The sequence below is a fragment of the Marseilla massiliensis genome (assembly GCF_023336985.1).
Classification (GTDB): Bacteria; Bacteroidota; Bacteroidia; order Bacteroidales; family Bacteroidaceae; genus Prevotella; species Prevotella intestinigallinarum.
The window spans coordinates 338186-358310 of record NZ_JAMBLP010000001.1 but is presented as its reverse complement, the minus strand read 5'-3'; the positions used below and the strand labels follow the sequence as shown (position 1 = coordinate 358310).

Below are 20125 nucleotides of genomic sequence, written 5' to 3'. Positions count from 1 at the left end.
CCTATCGTCGGCCCCGGTGGCACATGTGATGGCCTGGCAGACAAAGTCACGGCCGACACTACGACACGTGGCTGGAGCACGTCACAAGTCTTCGAACTGCACCCGCTGGCTCCATCCGAGCACACTGATCGAGATGTTGACATAGGCCAGACGGTCGCCTTTTAGGTAGAAATCGAGCTGATAGTCATATCCACGATCGAGGAACTCTTGCGGCGAATAGCGGTAAACGTCCTCGCTGGTACGCAGTCGGCACAGCAGGTCGGGCAGGTTTACGCGAATCACCTCGACGCCCGTCAGCTTGTTTGTCACGCTCAACACCCCGTCGTCGGCAGGGTCTTCGTGATACATGATGCGCGAAGTCATGAAGTCGGCATGGGCGATGTGGCCAACGCCATCGAGCTGATTGCCGTCAGGATCGAACGCCGGGGCCCTGTCGTCGGTGTTCCATACGGCATGGGGAGTGTAGGCCACAGCCTGAGTTTCGTCAACAGCGTTGTTCCACATCAGGCGCCGGTTGCGGTCGGTTATGGTCATGTCGTAGTTGGCTACATCCATTTTCGAGGGGTCGTCAAGCTCGCGGAGCGTAACGTTAATCTTCTTCGTGTCGCGCATAAGCGATATCGTATGGTATGTGGGCTTCTCGGCAAAGACCTCAACCGGCTCCAATTCCATGCCATGCCAAAGCGTATCAAGCGGCAGCCCGTGGTTGTCTACGAGCAAGACGTCGCCCTGCCGGGTGCCTGCAGTCTCGAGACGAACATCCAAGACAGACATCGAATCGCCCTGATGCAGGTCAGACCGCACAAAGCGCGCCCTGTTTCCGGCCATCTGGGTGGCGTAGTCAGCCTGCCCTGCCAGCACAACAAACTTGTACTTTCCGGGCTCCAGGTTTGCATGGAGCGTGTAGCCCGGCTCTGCCAATGGCCTCACAGGGCCCTGGTTGGCATCAGAGAGTGTGGTGACGTAGTAGCCCTCGTCGTCAAACACATAAACGTCAACGGCACCGACATGGTCGCCAAACATATCTGCGCGCTCCAGATTGTAGTCATACCTGAAGCTCAGGTAAAGCCCCATGGGGCAGTCGTCGCGATCCTCGTGCATCATGTCACAGGATGAGACGACCGCTGCCGATGCCAACGGTAGCCACAGCCACGCCATCAGTCTGGTTTTTAGATATCGCATTGTCATATATAGTTACATTAAGTTTCCATCTTTATCAAAGGCTGCCACGACCAACCGGCCTTGCTGTCGATGCCACGTCGCCCGCACACAGACCGCAAGCATGCGCCTGATGCCACTGCGGCGGCGAAACGCCCTGTCCGGCATGGATAGGCAAGCCTTGCGCTTTCATTGTCCAAACAGACTCCCGCAAGCATATTCTTTTCCCCCTGCGGCCGGGAAATACGGTTCACCCCACACTTGGAATGGCCCGCCAATCTCCTTTCAGAAAACCGGGGCGGCGGCATTGCCGCCCCGGTAAATCAATGGTGTGTCTACAGAATTAGAGCTCAACACTCTGTGAACGCTTGGCCCACGAGAGGACGTTGATGCTAACAGAGATGTAGTAGTTGACCTTGTCAACAGGCTCGCCGGTCACCTCATCGACATTAGGACTGCCAAGACCGCGTATGCCTGTCACATCAATCTGATACCAGTTGTTGCGCAATACGCCGTAACGGCCCAAGAAATTGGCATCCTCGCCGCCATAAGTGGGGTTGTCTTCTTCCCACGGGGTCTGGCTGTCACCGAAGTGCTTGATGTAAACCGGATAGTAAGAAATGCCGTTGGCATAGTAATAGAACTCTATCAAGTTGTTGGCAATGTTCACCACATTGGCGGGGAGAGCGGCCTCGGGATCCTTCAGCTTGTTCTTTCCTGCTTCGCTGATAGCAACAGAAGCCACCGTGCGCTGGCCGGCCTCTTCGGTGCTGAAGCCTATCACGAGGTCGGTGCTTTCAAACGTTGAGCCATCCTTTACGTTCTCTTTCAGCCAGTTGTAGATAGTGTTGTCGCCCTGCTTGAGCAATCGTGCGGCCACTTCTTTCTTGACATCGTTCTCGAGCCAGATAGTGTCGCGCTCATCGTCTACGGTGTAGAACGGGTCGCCGTTGTTGAACTGAGCCTTGATGATTACGCGGGTAAGGTTGCGCTCAAGCATATCCGAGAGGCTCGTTGTGTTCTCAAAGCAATAGCCTGCTGTCTCGCCGTCGGCACTGAGCACGTTGTCGATGGTGGCATGGGCGCCGCCTACGGTCTTCAATCCGGAGTTGTCAGACGGCACGTTCAGGTAATTGTAATCCTTGTCCCAGTAAACCCTGGCAAGGTCTTGGGCAATGTAAGTGCCGCCAACCATGCGGTAATCGCTCGAGCCTACATGCGCAGAAGCGTATGCGCTCCAGTCGTTGAAGCCCTCGGCCGTGCGGACGAGCTTTGATGTAGTGTTCGTATTGTCGAATGCCCAGCCCAATATTTTGTATGCCAACTTGTTGTGCGGGTATTGTCCGGCTGTCAGGTTGCCGTCCTTGGCGGTAACGGTGACTTTAGCCACGGCGCGCTCCACATAGATGCTTGCAGCCGGCTCGGCCTCTGCCTCTGCCTCGGAGTTCTTGATGTCAGACGGGTCTATCTCAACCAGCGGGCCAACCACCTTAGCCCCCGTGGGGGCAACGGTGCCGCCCAACTTGTCGGTCATCACGGCGTTGGTCATGAGAAGGCCGGCGCCACCGCCCGCCGTGGTGCTGATGCTCACCGCTCCCACCTTATCTTTCAAGGCGCTGTTCAACTCGTCAAGCGTGCCGGTGTAAGGATTGTTGTTGATGGTCAGCTGATTGCTTGCATTGACACCGAACACCCCATTGTTGTTAAGCACCACGAGAGCCTTGATTACTTTCTGGTCGTCGGCTATCTTGTTGATTTCCTGGGTAATCTTGGTTGTGGTCGTGATTTGGTCGCTTGCGCCCTCGTTGTAGAAGTTCAGGTCAAGCGAATAGGCGCTGTTAACGGTCAGCTGGGCGTCAGAGGTCCCTGCAGCACCGGTAAAGAGTATGAGCGTTGCATCCTTTACATCATACTCTGTCGGCGTTCCGTCGTCGAGGTTGCTACCTTCGTCCCAAGCACGTGTGCTGGGCTGCGTAGGCAGGTTGATGGCTAGGTTGATGTAACCTTTACCGTCAGCAGTCCATTGGGGTCCGTTCTGACTGTTGTCCGTAGCGACCTCATCGCTCGAACAAGCTCCAAGCATCAGCGCTGCCAATGCCATGGAAAACAATTTCACATTCTTCATAATTAACAAAAACAATTAAGTAATTAAATAATTTGTATATTCATTTGATGTTGCAGTCGTATCAACAGGCGGCGGCGTGCGCCCGCCGGCAACGCTCAGCCTACATGAGCAATATGTCTTTGTTGCGTTGGGCTGTGCTGTCGCCTCCGTCGATGGCGGCGTCAAGGAGCCTGAGCGCCTCGGCATGGTCGCCGCGCATCATGGCCATCACGCCGCGCAGGTGCATGGCTTGGGGTGTGTTGCCCACTTTGGCGAGGTAGGTTTCAGCCCCGTCGAAGTCGCCCAGCTCCACCCTGGCGCAGGCGGCGTTGAGGTTGGCCGTTGTGTCGGCGGGGAACATGCGCACGGCCGTCTCCATTACATTGTTGAAATCATCCGAGCCGGGCTCATAGGTCTGTGCCACGAGAAACATCTCTTCGAGCGAGAGCAGCTTCGGGTTGGTCTTTAGTATCTCCCGTGCCTCGTCGACAGTGAACGGGCGTACCACATAGTCGACCTTGTAGTCGGAATGCCGCAATGCCGGGTAGCACTCATGCAACAAAACCCGATAGTCGTCAGGCCAGGTCAGCTTAATCTTCCATTCGCGGGCGTCGGGGTCGAGGCCGGTGTTGTCTATTGTTTCCAGTATCTTGTCGCGGTTGGGCAAGCTGCACTTGGCCACATAATCGCGCAAGCCGGCCCAGTCTTCGGGAGTGGAGCTAACCCTGAACACCGTGTCGGGCAGGTTGACGAGCCGGCGCACATATTCGGTCAGCGTCTTGGCTCGGTTGTCGGCCAGCCAGGCGTTGTGCTCATACGGCGACTCCGGCGAGGCATAGCCGTGTATCTCGACTCTCGTGATTGAAGTGTTGCGGTCGTTCTTCACAACATTGATTGAGCGTATTATCTTGTCGAGTTCCGACGGGTTGTTTCGATAGTCGGGATATAGCGTTATCTTGTCTACAGGGAAGTCGATGAATGCCTTGCCGCTGTCGACGCGTGCCTTTATGCCTTCGGCCTTCGGCCTGACATAAGGCATGAACGGCGAGCGCAGTCGCCTGAGCTCAACCACGTCGCGGTCGAGAGTGTCGCCGCAGCCGCACAAGTCTTGGGCTATGAGCACATTGCAGTTGCGCATCCACTCTTCGTAGGGAACCACGGCCGAGTAGCTTACGGTCTGCTCGGTGTTGTTCTTTCGGCGCACGGCCGTGACATCGGCTGCAAAGCGCTTGCTTCCCCCGCGCCTGAAGGTTATGTCGGCCTTGCGCCCGTTGACTATGATTTGCGGCATTGTGCGGTTGTTTTCCTTTGCCTCTACGAGCGGTGTGAACACAAACTGCCTGTTGGCGGGCATGTCGAGCGAGTCGAGGTTGAGGTCGAGGCTCACCACGAGGTGCCTGTCTGTCTTGTCAACCTTCAGGTTTTCGACGGCTATGCCTTTGCCGGCCAGCCTGGGCCCTGCCGTCTGTGCCAGTGCCGCCGATACCTGCCACGCCAGGCACACACACCATATTATATATAGCCTACTATGTTTGATACTCATCATTTCCGTATTTTATTTGCACAACGATTCGTTAGAAAATGTATAAGAAGCTCAGCGCTGCCTTGGTAGGGCCGAAGTAATTGGAATGCGACGACTTTATCTTCTCGCCGCACCAACCGCATTCATACTTGTCGTACTTTATGTAATCGTAACCTATACCGACGGAAGCTTCAATGTTCCAATGGCGCGACAGCATCCACTGGTAGCCCACCGTCACCCCGCCACCGGCATACCAGCCCTCATACCTATGCTCCTTCAGTCCGTCGAACAGGCCGAAAGGCATGTCGACATTCGACGCGTTGAACTCACCGCCCATCAAGTGGGCACCTACGAACCACCCGTTGAAGCTCTCGCAGAACCAATACCGGTACTCAGGCTGCAGAGACCAGTGGCGCAGACTCTTGCCCGAAGACGACTTCCACGGGTTGAGCCCATAGAAGACCTGCACGGAATGCTTCCTTGCAAAAGACAACTCTGCACCGATGTTTGATGTTGTCGTTGCCCAATATAGCAAGTTGGACTTCAAAGCCAGGTTCTGCGCCGACAATGCCGTGAAGCCGCAGACGGCCCACAAAGCCAAAAGCGCCATTCTCTTTTTCATAAAAGTTTATTTAAATTTTCCTATTTCTATTATACTTAATGTCGTGTCAAAGGGGGCAAAACAGCCCCAAACCATTATGTGCAAAGCCACAACCGACAACAAAACAAATGACTCCCTCTTGGCAAGAGACGGTCATTGGTGTGCCTCTTGCGTGAGTCAGGTCATTGCCGTTGCATCACATTGCCCATGCAACAGATTGTATATTAGGGATATATGCTGCCAAATTGGCGATACTGAAGGCATTTTGCGTAGCTCAATCCGGCATGGGCTTTTACCGAAATAGTTAAACAGAATAGTATAAATGTTTTGTAATTAAGTAATTTTTCGGATAATTCTTTTGGTAAAACGACAAATATAATTTATCTTTGCCGTCAATAACAGACATTGATATTACAGCACATAGGAAGGTTTTTTTGATATAGTCGCATAGGAAAATAGCATTGTGAGCTCGTCTCTTGCCAAGAGAAACACAACAACGGCTGGCATCCGGCTCTCCGGCGGCCAAGGCAAGGCATGAAAAACCCAAACAAACAAGATGGCGACACCGGGCCACCCTCTGCCTGCCGCGAGCCATTCCACCATGCGGCAGACACCACACACAATTGTCACTGCTGCTTCTGCAACAATCAGCCTGCACTTGTCGCACGCCATGGCAAGCGGGCTCCAAGCGCCAGAAAACGCCCTGCCCTCATGGCAGCAAGGCGCGAGAATGCAACCCGCCGGCCACAACCCGCGAGCAATGATGAAGATACAAAAAGACAATGGTGTGCATCGACCGAAATCAATGCACACCATTGCAAACCGAACCCCGCCCCGACGACACAACGGCGAGGGGGCCGCGGCAAACACAGTCAGTAGACCCGCGGGCCGAAAATGGTGGTCCCGACGCGCACCATGGTGCTCCGGCACTCAACGGCAATGTGGTAATCATGGCTCATGCCCCACGACCGCTCGCAGAAAGCGTCGTCCGACGGGAAATAAGCCTGCTTCACCTCGTCGAAGAAGTCGGCCGCCTTGGTGAACTCGTCGCGCAGCTGACGCTCGTCGTCAACAAACGAGGCCATCATCATCAGGCCGCATATCCGCACATTGGCCAGCCCGCGCCATTCGCCGTCGGCCAGCAAGCTGCGGCAGGCATCGAGCGTAAGTCCGTACTTGGTGGCCTCTTCGGCTATGTGGAGCTCGAGCAACACATCAATGACACGGCCGCAACGGGCAGCCTGCTTGTTGATTTCCTTAAGCAGCTTGAGCGAGTCGACCGACTCGACCATAGATATGTACGGAGCGATATACTTCACCTTGTTTGTCTGCAAGTGGCCGATGAAATGCCAGCAGATGTCTTTCGGCAACGCCTCATACTTCCTGGCGAGCTCCTGCTCGTGGCTCTCGCCGAAGATGCGCTGCCCCTCGGCGTAAGCCGCCTCGATATAGTCAGCAGGGTGAAACTTGCTGATGGCCACCAGCCTGACTCCCTCGGGCAGGCTGTCTCTCACCTCGCGCAGGTGTCGCTTCACGTCGTAGTCCATGTCACTGCTGCTCATATTCCGGCTTGTCGTCGGCCTCTTTCTTCTTATACTCAAACACATCCATCAGCTGCGTCTCGGCAACCGAAGCTATGACATAGTCAATCATGGTGCCCCCCATGACCTCGTCTATATTGCGCACGGCAGCGTTGAGCGTGCCCGCGTTGACCAGATAGTTTACGTTTGAGCGCTTTTCCTTGTCGGTTTTCTCGTCGATTGTGATAAACTGCAGCTTCGTCTTATACCATCGGTCGGCCGAATCGTCGTCGCTGAAGAATATCTCCTTGTATGCCGCCTTCTTTATGTCGGCCACCTCAAACTCGCCGCTTATGTAAGCCGACATCTCTTCCATGATGCGCTGCTCGGCCTCGGTGAAGCTCAGCGCGTCCACGGTATAGGTCTCTGTCACTTTCTTCTGCATTCCGTCCTCCATGGTCTTTTCGTAACGGATCTTGCACTCAAACCATTCTGCTGTTCTACTTCTCATATATATATTTGTAAATCAATGTCTTGTCAACGGCCGACGGGCGCGCTAACGCAACCCGAAAGCCGTAACGGCTTACAAAAGTAACGCATTTAATCGAAAGCAGGGCATGGAGCGGGGAAAAATATGTTAAGGCGCCGTTCTATATTCCATGCCGGACAGACTGAGGCTGCCATGGCCACGAGGCGCCAAGCCACAGCAAGCCCGACACTCATTCTCTTAATGCACGCAGGCAACCGGGCATTGCCACTATAGGCGCCGACGCCTTGCATGACGCCCGTTTCGCCAAGGCCGGCGGCACAAGCCCGCCTCACTGATGCCAACCGGCGCCCCGAACATCGGAGGCCCGCAGACACCTCTGCCGCCACGCCACACAAAGCTCTGCGCCCCGGGGCGCAAAGTAGCTGAGTGCCAGCGGGTTGCCCACACAGGCCGTTCGGCAGCACGAAACGGGTCGTTCGGCATTGCAAAACGGCCCGTATGACGCTGCAAAACGGCCCATACGGCAAAGGCGCCACCGGCCGTCCGCTGCGCCACACATGGGGAGACAAGGGCTGACAAGCGCCCACAGCCCGCCCAAGGGGCAGCCGCGCCACCGGCCGCCGGCCGCCGGGCCGGGGCAAAGGCACCGCCGCAAGGCAAGCTAACTATTTTTATCATTTTGTCCGAAGAAAGTTTTTATTATTCCAATTAATAATATTACCTTTGCATTTAGTTTCTATTTCACAAGAAAGGACAAACAAAATGCCTGACATTTCAATCCGAGGGCTCGAGATGCCCGAGTCGCCCATCAGGAAGCTGGCGCCTCTGGCAGCACAAGCCAAGAGCCGCGGCATCAAGGTATACCACCTTAACATAGGCCAGCCCGACCTGCCCACGCCGCAAGTGGGACTCGATGCGCTGAAGCATATCGACAGAGACATATTGGAGTACTCGCCATCGCAAGGCTACCTGAGCTACCGCCAGAAGCTGGTGGGATACTACAAGAAGTACAACATCAACGTGAGCCCCGACGACATAATCATCACTTCGGGGGGCAGCGAGGCCGTGCTCTTCGCGTTCATGTCGTGCCTCAACCCGGGCGACGAGATAATAGTGCCCGAGCCCGCCTATGCCAACTACATGGCATTCGCCATCTCGGCAGGGGCAAGGATACGCACCATCGCCACCACGATAGAAGAAGGTTTCTCGCTGCCGAAGGTCGAGAAGTTTGAAGAACTGATAAACGACCGCACGCGGGCCATAATGATTTGCAACCCGAACAACCCTACGGGCTACCTCTATACGCGCCGCGAGATGAACCAGATACGCGACTTGGTGAAGAAATACGACCTATACCTGTTTTCCGACGAGGTTTACCGCGAATACATCTACACCGGCTCGCCCTACATAAGCGCATGCCATCTGGAAGGCATCGAGAACAACGTGATTCTCATCGACTCTGTGTCGAAGCGCTATTCTGAATGCGGCATACGCATAGGGGCGCTCATAACAAAGAACGAGGCCGTCAGGCGCGCGGTGATGAAGTTCTGCCAGGCACGCCTGTCGCCGCCGCTCATTGGCCAGATAGTGGCCGAAGCATCGCTCGACGCGCCCGAAGAATACTACCGCAACGTCTACGACGAGTATGTAGAGAGGCGCAAGTGCCTTATCGACGGGCTCAACCGCATACCGGGGGTTTACTCGCCCATACCCATGGGCGCATTCTACACTGTGGCCAAGCTGCCGGTAGACGACAGCGAGAAATTCTGCCGATGGTGCCTCACCGACTTCAACTATGAGGGCGAGACGGTGATGATGGCCCCGGCCAGCGGGTTCTACACCACGCCCGGAGCCGGCATAAACCAGGTGAGGATAGCCTACGTGCTGAAGAAAGACGACCTGACACGGGCGCTCACCGTGCTGAGAAAAGCCCTCGAAGCCTACCCCGGACGGGAGGATAAAGAACTATAAAACAAATCTGTGACATGACACTGGGAAAGCTGAACCTGCCGCTGTTCTTGGCAAGGAGGATTTACAAAGACAAAGGCGACAAGTATAAGGTGAGCCGGCCGGCCATCCGCATAGCCACCATCGGGGTGGCCATAGGACTGGCCGTGATGGTGGTGACGGTGTCGGTGGTGCTGGGTTTCAAACACACCATACGCGACAAGGTGGTTGGCTTCGGCAGCCACATACAGGTGGAGAACTTCCTCGCGCTGCAAAGCACCGACCCCTACCCCATCTGCGTGGACGACAGCCTGATGCGGGTGCTGCGGTCAACCGATGGCGTGAAGCACGTTGAACGCTTCGCGCTGACGCAGGGCATACTGAAAACCGACAGCGACTTTCTCGGCATGACGTTCAAGGGCGTGGGCCCCGAATACGATTTCACGTTCATAAGGCAAAACCTCGTGGCTGGCGACATACCTGAGTTCAGCGACCAAAGCAGCCACTACAAGCTGCTCGTGTCGCAGATGACGGCCGACAAGCTGAAGCTCGCCGTGGGCGACAAGGTGTATGCCTACTTCATCAGCAACAACGACGTGAGGGCCAGGCGATTTACCGTCAGCGGCATATACCAGACCAACCTCACGCTGTTCGACCAGAGCCTGTGCTTCACCGACCTTTATACGGCGGTCAGGCTCAACAACTGGCTCGACGGCCAATGCACCGGGGCAGAAATCACAGTGGCCGACTTCGGCAGGCTCGAAGAGACGGCGGCAAACGTGGTTGAGCGCGTAAACAGGACGCCAGACAAGTATGGCGACATCCTGACATCACAGACAATAGACGAGGCTTACCCGCAGATTTTCTCCTGGCTCGACCTGCTCGACATCAACGTGTGGATAATACTGGCACTCATGGTTTGCGTTGCCGGATTCACGATGATATCTGGACTGCTCATCATCATACTCGAACGCACGCAGATGATTGGCACGCTCAAGGCCCTCGGGGCGCGCAACAGCACAGTGAGGCACACGTTCCTGTGGTTTGCCGCGTTCATAATAGGGCGCGGACTGCTGTTCGGCAACATCATAGGCATAGGCATTGTGCTGGTTCAGGAATACACCGGGGTGGTTAGCCTCGACCCGACTTCATATTACGTGAGCACGGCACCGATGGAGCTAAACGTGCCATTCATCGTGCTTCTCAACGTGGCGACACTGCTCATCAGTCTGTTCGTGCTTATAGCACCAAGCTACCTGATATCGCATATCCACCCCGCCAAATCCATGAGGTACGAGTAAATAAGTGCACAGTTTATTTTGAGATGTGCAGGAAATGCCTTACCTTTGCACAAAATAATTTCTTTTGTGCAATGAAAACATTCCAAAGCTTCAATTCATATATTGAGAAAAGCATTGTAGACAACTGGTATAAAGATGCCCTTACCGACTATAAGGGCATCACACTTCAGTACCACGACGTGGCCCGCAAGATAGAAAAGCTGCACATCCTCTTTGAAAACAGCGGGGTGAAACGCGGCGACAAGATTGCCATCTGCGGGCGAAACAGCGCCAACTGGGCCGTCGCCTTCTTCGCAACGCTGACTTACGGCGCCGTGGCCGTGCCCATCGTGCATGAATTCAACGCCGAACAGATACACAACATAGTCAATCACAGCGAATCGAAACTGATGTTTGTCGGCGACGTAGTGGCCAAGACAATCACTCCCAAGGAGATGCCTGCACTCGAAGGCATCATCAACATACCCGACTATTCGCTCATGGAGTCGCGCTCCGAGCAGCTCACGTTTGCCCGCGAGCACCTTAACGAACTGTTCGGAAAGAAATATCCCAACGCCTTCAGGGCCAAACACATCAATTACCACCACGACAGCGCCGAAGAACTGGCACTGATCAACTACACCAGCGGCACCACCGGATTCTCCAAGGGGGTGATGCTGCCATACAGAGCGCTGTGGGGCAACCTCGACTTCTGCCTCGACGCAATAGGCAGCCACGTGGCTCCCGGCTCGCGCACCCTTAGCATCCTGCCCATGGCACACATGTACGGAATGGCTGTCGAGTTCATCTTCCCATTCTGCCACGGCTGCCATCTCTTCTTCCTCACAAGGCTTCCGTCGCCCGCCATCATTGCCCAGGCTTTCGCAGACATAAAGCCGGCCATCGTCATATCCGTGCCGCTGATCATCGACAAGATTATACGCAAGGCCATATTCCCCAAAGTACAGAACAACAAGATGAGGCTTCTGCTCAACATGCCGGTAATAAGCAAGAAGGTGAAGCAGAAGATTTGCGAGCAGGTGCTGGGCGTATTCGGAGGCAACGCATACGAAGTGGTGGTCGGAGGGGCCGCGCTCAACCAGGAAATAGAGTCGTTCCTGACGAGCATCGATTTCCCCATCACTACGGGATACGGCGCTACCGAATGCGCTCCGCTGATCACGTTCAGCGACCACAACGACTTCGCGCCGGGCAGCTGCGGCACGCCCGTGGCACACATGGAGGTGAAAATAGACAGCCCCGACCCTGAAAACGTGCCGGGCGAAATCATAACCCGGGGCACAAACGTGATGCTGGGATACTACAAGAACGAAGAGGCCACACGCGAGGCGCTCGACAAAGACGGATGGTATCACACCGGCGACCTGGCCACGATGAGCAAAGACGGGCACGTGTTCATCCGCGGACGAATAAAGAACATGCTGCTTGGCGCCAACGGACAGAACGTTTACCCCGAAGAAATAGAAGACAAGCTCAACTCGATGACCATGGTCAACGAGAGCCTCGTGCTGCAACAGGGCGACAAACTGTTCGCACTGGTCTACCCCAACATGGAAGAGGCCCACTCAATGGGCTTCAACAACGAGGACCTGGAAAGCATAATGGAGCAAAACAGGCAGGAACTCAATGCCATAATGCCCGCTTATTGCAAGCTCTCTGCAATCAGGCTGCACCCTGAAGAGTTTGAGAAGACACCCAAGAAGAGCATAAAGCGGTATCTATACAAGGACATAGAATTGTGACAAACCTAAGCACAAATGGAACAAGCACAGAACTTCAACGCAATCATAGAGAAAGCCATAGTCGACAACTGGGACCTCGATGCACTCACAGACTATAAGGGTGTGACACTGCAATTCCACGACGTGGCACGCAAGATAGAAAAGTTGCACATACTGTTTGAGAATGGCGGCGTGGCAAAAGGCGACAAGATAGCCCTCTGCGGGCGCAACTGCTCGCACTGGGCAGTGGCTTTCCTTGCAACGCTGACCTACGGGGCAGTGGCCGTGCCCATCCTTCATGAGTTCACGGCAGAGCAAATCCACAACATCGTAAACCACAGTGAAGCCAAGTTTCTGTTCGTTGGCGATGTGGTGGCAACAGTCATCGACGAGGCCAAAATGCCCATGCTGGAAGGCATCATCAACATACCCGACTATTCACTGGCAGTGTCGAGGACAGAGAAACTGACGTATGCGCGCGAGCACCTCAACGAGATGTTCGGCAAGAAATACCCGAAATACTTCCGGAAAAACCACGTAAGCTACTACCGCGAGAAGGATGGCGAAGAGCTGGCGATGATAAATTACACCAGCGGAACGACAGGATTCTCAAAGGGAGTGATGGTTCCCTACCGCGCGATATGGAGCAACTACGACTTCGCCGAGGCCGCATTGGGCGACATTGTGAAGCATGGCGACAACACAATAAGCATCCTGCCCATGGCACACATGTACGGCATGGCCTTCGAATTCCTCTTCGAGTTCCTTCACGGCTGCCATATCTACTACCTGACGAGGGTTCCCAGCCCGGCAATCATAGCCCAGGCGTTCACCGACATAAAGCCCGCCATCATCATCTCCGTACCCCTCATCATCGAGAAAATCATCCGCAAGAAGGTGTTCCCGAAGATTCAGAACAACAAGATGAGGCTTCTGCTCAACATGCCTGTAATAAACAAGAAGGTGTTGCAGAAGATTTGCGAGCATGTGACGGATGCTTTCGGAGGCAGGTTCTACGAAATCATCATCGGCGGGGCTGCGCTCAACCAGGAAATAGAGTCGTTCCTGAAGCGCATCAACTTCCCGTATACAGTGGGATATGGCTCGACAGAATGCGCGCCAATAATCTGTTACGCCGACTACAAGACATTCGCGCCGGGCAGTTGCGGGCGCGCCGCCTTGCACATGGAAGTGAAGATTGACAGCCCCGACCCCGAGAACGTGCCCGGAGAGATACTGGCAAGAGGAATGAACGTGATGCTCGGGTATTACAAAAACGAGGAAGCCACACGCCAGACCATCGACAGCGAGGGCTGGTATCACACGGGCGACCTTGGCACAATGGACAGGCAAGGCAACGTCTACATTAAAGGCCGCTCCAAGAACATGCTGCTCGGCTCCAACGGACAGAACATATACCCGGAGGAAATAGAAGACAAGCTCAACTCAATGGCCATGGTTGTTGAAAGCATCGTGGTGCAGAGAGGCGACAAGCTCGTAGGCCTTGTCTTCCCGGATTACGAAGAAGCCAAGGAGATGGGGCTCAACGGCGACGACCTGAAAGACGTGATGGAGGGCAACCGCACGGAACTCAACCAGACGCTGCCGGCCTATGCCAAGATTGCGGAGATTGAATTGGTTGAGACCGAGTTTGAGAAGACTCCCAAAAAGAGCATCAAACGATTCTTGTATAAATAAGCACAAACACAATACGGCGCCAATGATGCAATGTCATTGGCGCCGTAATTGCTTGTGTCAGAAACGCAACACTATTGTCTTGAAATAGTCTTTCAGCACGCCCCCGTACCTGTTTTGAGAGTCGCTGACAAGCAACAGCACCCGCTCGCCGCCGGCAAGGCGCGGTCCGAGGCACATGCCCTCATAGTTGGCAAGGTTGTACTTGAAAAGCGACAGGCGTGTCTTGAACTCCAGCAACTTTGCCTTGGGCAACAGGCATCCCCGAAGGCTGTCGGCAGGACTGACCACAAACAACTTGACATTGACCCAAGAGCCGAGTTTCGATGGCGATACGAAAAACTCGCGCTCCATCACCAGGAGCCTGCCATCGTCGAGAGCACACAGCTCACTGACCCCCATTGCATAATCAGACGGCTTCCTGCCGACCTCGGGCACGTCCATCTCGTAGTAGAAAAACGGCCCCGGCTTCAGGCTGTCGTCGAAACACTGAAGGCGCAGGCGGTTGCTGACAGGGGCTTCATAGCCCGCCTGCCGTCCGTCGCACGGCAGAGTGCTCTCCGTGGAAAGCCAAAACCTACGGGTCGAGGCATTGTATGTCAACGCCTCAATACCGTATCTCGACCCGGCCGTGGCATACACTTCGGGCAACGCTAGCTGCCGTCCGGTCAGCAGTCCGGCCGAATCGTATTCCAATACCCTGTTGTCTTTCTCGCCACTGACATACACCCTGCCGCGGCGGGGCTCATAGGCTATGCCCTCCTGGTCGCGGTTGGGCGTGCCGGAGGCGCGGAAACCCTTGTTGCTCACGCCCCTCACCTTACCGTTGACCGAATCGATGTCGATGTCGAACACATAGAAACCGTCGCCCGCCGACTTGTCGCTCACCACGGCATAACGGCTGCCTCCGAGCCATGCCACGCCGCTGTAGTTGCCTGCCGGCACCGACGAGCCAAACGACCGCTGCCTGTTGACCCTTACGACTTCGATGCCGGCTGAGCCACTGTCGGGTGACTCAGCCGACTCGACGCTTGCGGGCAACAGCGCCAATGCTGCGATTGCAAGATGCGCCATACTGCCCATGGGCCATCACTTTTTGAACGGACGTATTACAAAAGCGAAGTCATAGTCGCCGTAAGGCAAGCGATACTGGCGCAGAGGCTGTGCCCCCCAGCTGTTGACACAGCCCAGTCCGGCCTGACGCTGCTGTATGTGAACCTGCGTAAGCGGCCTTGCCACCAAGTCGCCGCTGTGGTGCCCCCACACGTGCACCTTCTCCGGGCCGTCGTCAATGTCGCCGACAAGATAGTTGAGCGCGCTGCACTCCATCGGCGCATCAGACTCGAAGCTGAGTCCGCGGCCTGTCTCGGCGTCGTATACGGCAAAGAAGCGCACGTCGGTATGGTTACCGCTCTCCTGCGGGCGGATATAGGGATAATACTGGCTTGCCACGGTTGTGTCGGCCACGATGATGAACTGGCTGCTCTTTCTGTCTGAGTAGTTTTCCACAGGGCCACGGCCATGATACATCACCCGCGAGTAACTGCCGGGCATCTGCAGCTGCATGCCATAGCGGAACATGTCTGCCACCTTGGCGCTGTCGTCGGCGTCGAGCTTCTGGCGCACCGTTATCTCGCCCTCAGCAGAAAGCCGGTAGGTCATGGTAAGCCTTGACTTCACGTCTGGCATGGCAAAGACAGCCACCACACGGGCATCGCCGTTGCCGGCCTCAGCCACGTCGAAGCTCTCCAGCCTCATCTGCGGGTTGCGCCACACGGCAAGCTTCCGCTGCAGGTTGGCACCGTAATCATTGTCGGTGGGGGCACGCCAGAACTCGGGCTCCACCGAGCGGCGATCTGCCAGCATGGGCTTTCCGTCTACGTCGATATAGTCTATCCAACCCGTATGCTTGCCTATCGTCATGCTCACCCCGCCGGCACTGAGGCGCACATAGGCCTCGGTCTCGGTCTTGCTCACCTTGCCTGCCGCGCCGGCCTCGGCCTTCTTGCCACCGGAAGCGGCATCGCCGTCCACCGAGGCAAAGCCGTAGGGCCGTACAACAAACTGCTGCCGGGCAACGACCTGCCCCCTGTCGACGAGCAGACTGTCGTATTTTGATGTGAAAATAAAGTTGGCCACAAGCTCGTCTGACGGATATTTCGACTTGAACTGGCCCACGGCGTCGCGCAAACCGCTGCAAACAAACGACTTGCCCGACTGCGGGGCAATGCCGTCGACACTCACGTCGAAGCTCACCGAGTCGACCTCGCGACCCAACCTCATCAGAACGATGCGCAGTGAAACGTCGTCGAGCGACTTGAAGAAGTTTTCGTTGAACACCTCAAACTCTCCGCGGTCAACTCCCTTGTCCGTCACCCAGATGTTCTGGTAGAAATACTGCACCTCGTAAGCGTGGGGGTTAAGCCTGCGGTCGGGGGCGATGATGCCGTTGCAGTTGAAGTTGTAATCGCTTGGGGCATAGCGGCCATAGTCGCCTCCGTAGGTAAATATCTCACGCCCGGTAAGGGGGCTCTTGTCTCTCAGGCCCTGGTCAACAAAGTCCCAGATGTATCCTCCCTGGTACTTCGGGCAGCGCCTTATCATGTCCCAATATTCCTTGAATCCCCCCATCGAGTTGCCCATGGCATGGGCATACTCACACTGTATGAGCGGACGTGGGTTGTCGCCTCCTGCATATTTCTCGCAGTGGCCGTAGTCGTAGTACATCGGGCAGAATATGTCGGTCTTGCCGTTCTGCCCTGCCTGCTCATACTGCACGGGGCGGGTGTTGTCGGCCGCCTTCACCCAGTCGTATGCCTTCTCGAAGTTTGGCCCGTAACCGGCCTCGTTGCCAAGGCTCCACACAATGATTGACGGGTGGTTTCTGAACGACTTCACGTTGGCCTCGTTGCGCTCAAGGTGCATCTGCTCGAAATCGGCACGCTTGGCAAGCGTCTCCTTGCCGTAACCCATTCCGTGCGACTCAATGTTTGCCTCTGCCGTCACGTAGAGCCCGTAGCGGTCGCACAGGTCGTACCAGCGCGGGTCGTCGGGATAATGGCACGTGCGCACGGCATTGACATTGAGGCGCTTCATTATCTTTATGTCTTCCACCATGCGCTCCACGCTCACCACATAGCCCCCGTCGGGATCCATCTCGTGGCGGTTGACACCCTTGATGAGCACGGGCTTGCCATTGACGAGCAACTGGCCGCCGCTGATCTCGATGTGGCGGAAGCCCACCTTCTGCTCGACGGCCTCAATCACACTGCCGCCCCGCTTCAACACCACGCCCAGCGAGTAGAGATAGGGCGTCTCTGCCGACCATGCCTTGGCGCCGGCCACGGTAATAGAGCCGCTGAAGGCGCCCTTGGCAGCACTGCCATGGGCCGAGCCCACCTCGCGTCCGTCGGCATCGCGGAGCACCACCGAGAGCTCGGCTCCCTTGGCGTTGACCACCGGTATGTTGAAGTCGAGCCTGCCGTCGCGCATGCCGTTCACGAGGTCTTGGGTGAAGTTGATGTCGGCGATGCGCGTCTTGGGCCGCGCGTAGAGGTATACCTCGCGGGCAATGCCGGTGAAACGCCAAAAGTCTTGGTCTTCAAGATAAGAGCCGTCGCACCATCGCATCACCTGCATGGAGATGAGGTTGCGCCCCGGCTTCAGGTATTTTGTGATGTTGAACTCGGCAGCCACCTTGCTGTCTTCACTGTAACCGACATAGCGTCCGTTGACCCACAGCGTGAGGTTGCTCGTGGCCGAGCCCACATGGAAGAATACATCGCTGCCCCGCCAGTCGGCCGGCAAGTCGAATGTGCGGCGGTATGAGCCCACATAGTTTTCGGTCTGGCCGATGTAGGGCGGGTTGCTCTTGAACGTGTTGCACCATGAATAGCCCACGTTCTTGTATGTGCGGTCGCCATAACCGTTTATCTCAAACAAACCGGGAACGGGGAAGTCAGTCCACTTCGAGTCGTCGTAGCCGGGCTTGAAGAAACCTTCCGGGCGGTCATAATAGTTGCGCGCGAAACTGAACTTCCACAGTCCTTCCATCGACAAATACCGGCCCGACCCGGCTTTCTGCCCCTTTATGGCCAGTTGCTGGCTCTCATAAGGGAAGAACGCGGCCCGGCGGGGCTCACGGTTCTGCTGGTTTACGGCCGGATTCTGCCACACAGGGGCATCCGCTGCATAGGCTGACGCAGCCAGCATGCAGGCTAATGATAAAAACAAACGTTTGAACATAATATGTAAAGTTATTGATATCGTGTAACGGTGATGGCCGGCAGGCCGACCGACGGGGCCCACGGGCCTGTCGGCAGGAGGGCCAACGCAACTGCAAATTTACTAAAAATAAACCGAACGTGGGCCTGTTGGCGAAAAAATTATCGGCATGCAGGAAAATACGGAGAATGGTATTTTTTCATGACAACACAGGGGCCGCGGCGCAATACGGGCCGTCTGGCACTGCCAAAACGGCCATACAGCGGGGCGAAATGGGCCTTGCGGCCGTCACGAATGGCCCGTTTGGCAGGGCTATAAAGCAAGGCTACGCCAACACCCTGGCGCTCAGCGCCTTGACTTCAGGCTCGCCATCATGGCCAAAATATGTCGCAAATCGTTACAAAAAGCGTCACCAGCCGCTAAAATTTGCACGATTGATGCTTGCGTTCTGACTATTTTTGATTAACTTTGCAGTAGCCCACGCTGCTGCCTGCCCGGTGTGATTGCGCCGCCACGGGGCAGAGGCCGGGCTGCACTACCGCATATTACAGACTAAAACGACCACAGCGATGAACAAAGGATTGATGTGCCTGGCCCTGGCAACGGCCATGGCCGCCGCGACGGCAACAGGTGCTTATGCACAGAAGAAGAAGTTGCAGAAGCGCGAAAACTATGAGTTTACGTTCGACCTGCCGCGATATGTCGAAGAGCTGAAGACCGAACTGACCTACCCGCTCGCATGGGGCAACAGCCCGATTAGCGACTTCGGCGAGTGGAAAAAGGCGGCACGGGCCAAGGTGCTGGAATGCATGATGACCCCGCCGCGCAGGGCCGCGTCGTTCGACATGAAGGTGGTGGGCGAAGAGCGGCGCGACGGCTATACGGCGCGCAAGCTGATGTTCAACGTCAACGGATACTCGCGGGTGACAGCCTACCTGCTGGTGCCCGACGGCAAGGGGCCTTTCCCGGCCATCAACGCCCTGCACGACCATGGCGGCCACCTGTACATAGGCAAGGAAAAGATGATTCGGCCGTTTGATGTCGACTCGGCCGTGATAAAAGACGCCGACCAGTGGGCTGCCAACCTGTATGAAGGGCAGTATGTGGGCGACTACCTTGCCCGCCACGGCTATGTGGTATTCTCTATCGACGCGCCCATGTGGGGCGAGCGGGGCCGCGAAGAGGGCGTTGACAGGAGCAAGTATGACATCATTGCAGGCAACATGATGATGCTGGGCCGCGACCTCAGCGCCTTCATGACTTACGACGACATGAGCTCAACCGACTTCCTTGCCACGCTGCCCGAGGTAGACAAGGACAGGATTGGGTGCATGGGCTGCTCGATGGGAGCCTACAGGGCGTGGATGCTCTCGGCCCTGAGCGACAAGGTTAGGGCCGGCGCCGCGGTGTGCTGGATGACAACCACCGACGTGCAAATGTCGGTTAAGGACAAGAAACGCGAATACGGAGGCTTTGCAAACTGCATTCCCGGCCTGCGCCAATACCTTGACTACCCGCACATTGCGAGCCTGGCCTGCCCCAAGCCCATGCTGTTTGTCAACGGCACCAAAGACCACCTGTTTCCCATCGACGGCGTTGAGAAATCGTTTGCCATAATGCACGACGTGTGGAAGAGCCAGGGGGCCGACGACAAACTGGCCACCGAGATTTGGCAGGTGCCCCACTCTTGCGGCAGGGCCATACAGGAGCGCGTGCTCCGCTTCTTCGACAGTGAACTTAAAAATGGCGGCGGCAACACGGCGAGATGAGCCGGGCCGGGCGCATGGATACACCATGATACAACAAGACGGCGCAACACCGCCGGGCATTACAGACAGCCCG

General features: G+C 56.0%; 13 protein-coding genes. 5 read left to right on the top strand and 8 right to left on the bottom strand.

Annotated elements, in window-relative coordinates:
* Positions 1-81: 81 nt before the first annotated feature.
* The 6 genes from M3089_RS01380 to M3089_RS01355 form a co-directional block, all read right to left on the bottom strand.
* Complete coding sequence (locus M3089_RS01380) at positions 82-1182, bottom strand: FimB/Mfa2 family fimbrial subunit (protein ID WP_249081321.1); 1101 nt, start codon at positions 1180-1182, stop codon at positions 82-84.
* Between the two features lie 319 nt (positions 1183-1501).
* Positions 1502-3283, bottom strand: a complete 1782-nt coding sequence (locus tag M3089_RS01375) for an Mfa1 family fimbria major subunit (protein WP_249081320.1) — start codon at positions 3281-3283, stop codon at positions 1502-1504.
* 100 nt (positions 3284-3383) lie between these two features.
* Positions 3384-4808 carry a DUF3868 domain-containing protein gene (locus M3089_RS01370; RefSeq protein ID WP_249081319.1) on the bottom strand — a complete coding sequence of 475 codons (1425 nt, stop codon included), beginning with the start codon at positions 4806-4808 and terminating at the stop codon, positions 3384-3386.
* 28 nt (positions 4809-4836) lie between these two features.
* Positions 4837-5406, bottom strand: a complete 570-nt coding sequence (locus M3089_RS01365; protein WP_249081318.1) for a DUF3575 domain-containing protein — start codon at positions 5404-5406, stop codon at positions 4837-4839.
* A gap of 851 nt (positions 5407-6257) precedes the next feature.
* A complete protein-coding gene (locus tag M3089_RS01360; RefSeq protein WP_205110322.1) occupies positions 6258-6932 on the bottom strand; it encodes a YggS family pyridoxal phosphate-dependent enzyme in 675 nt (224 codons plus the stop codon).
* A gap of 1 nt (position 6933) precedes the next feature.
* Positions 6934-7416 (bottom strand): DUF4494 domain-containing protein, encoded by a 483-nt coding sequence (locus tag M3089_RS01355; RefSeq protein WP_205110191.1) that lies wholly within the window; start codon positions 7414-7416, stop codon positions 6934-6936.
* A 741-nt stretch (positions 7417-8157) separates the two neighbouring features.
* On the opposite strand from M3089_RS01355, the gene M3089_RS01350 reads away from it, so the two are divergent.
* The 4 genes from M3089_RS01350 to M3089_RS01335 all read left to right on the top strand — a co-directional run bounded on the left by M3089_RS01350 (position 8158) and on the right by M3089_RS01335 (position 14062).
* The gene (locus M3089_RS01350; protein ID WP_205110194.1) at positions 8158-9366 is read left to right on the top strand and encodes a pyridoxal phosphate-dependent aminotransferase; all 1209 of its coding nucleotides are present in this window, start codon (positions 8158-8160) and stop codon (positions 9364-9366) included.
* A 29-nt stretch (positions 9367-9395) separates the two neighbouring features.
* Positions 9396-10643, top strand: a complete 1248-nt coding sequence (locus M3089_RS01345) for an ABC transporter permease (RefSeq protein ID WP_249081360.1) — start codon at positions 9396-9398, stop codon at positions 10641-10643.
* Between the two features lie 71 nt (positions 10644-10714).
* On the top strand, positions 10715-12385 hold the full coding sequence (locus tag M3089_RS01340) for an AMP-binding protein (RefSeq protein ID WP_205110196.1): 1671 nt from the start codon (positions 10715-10717) through the stop codon (positions 12383-12385).
* A gap of 15 nt (positions 12386-12400) precedes the next feature.
* A complete protein-coding gene (locus M3089_RS01335; RefSeq protein WP_205110198.1) occupies positions 12401-14062 on the top strand; it encodes an AMP-binding protein in 1662 nt (553 codons plus the stop codon).
* 57 nt (positions 14063-14119) lie between these two features.
* Here M3089_RS01335 and M3089_RS01330 read toward each other — a convergent pair whose 3' ends face one another.
* Positions 14120-15142 carry an esterase-like activity of phytase family protein gene (locus M3089_RS01330; protein ID WP_249081317.1) on the bottom strand — a complete coding sequence of 341 codons (1023 nt, stop codon included), beginning with the start codon at positions 15140-15142 and terminating at the stop codon, positions 14120-14122.
* A 6-nt stretch (positions 15143-15148) separates the two neighbouring features.
* Complete coding sequence (locus M3089_RS01325; protein ID WP_249081316.1) at positions 15149-18304, bottom strand: glycoside hydrolase family 2 TIM barrel-domain containing protein; 3156 nt, start codon at positions 18302-18304, stop codon at positions 15149-15151.
* Between the two features lie 548 nt (positions 18305-18852).
* On the opposite strand from M3089_RS01325, the gene M3089_RS01320 reads away from it, so the two are divergent.
* Positions 18853-20052 (top strand): alpha/beta hydrolase family protein, encoded by a 1200-nt coding sequence (locus M3089_RS01320; protein WP_249081315.1) that lies wholly within the window; start codon positions 18853-18855, stop codon positions 20050-20052.
* Positions 20053-20125: the final 73 nt, after the last annotated feature.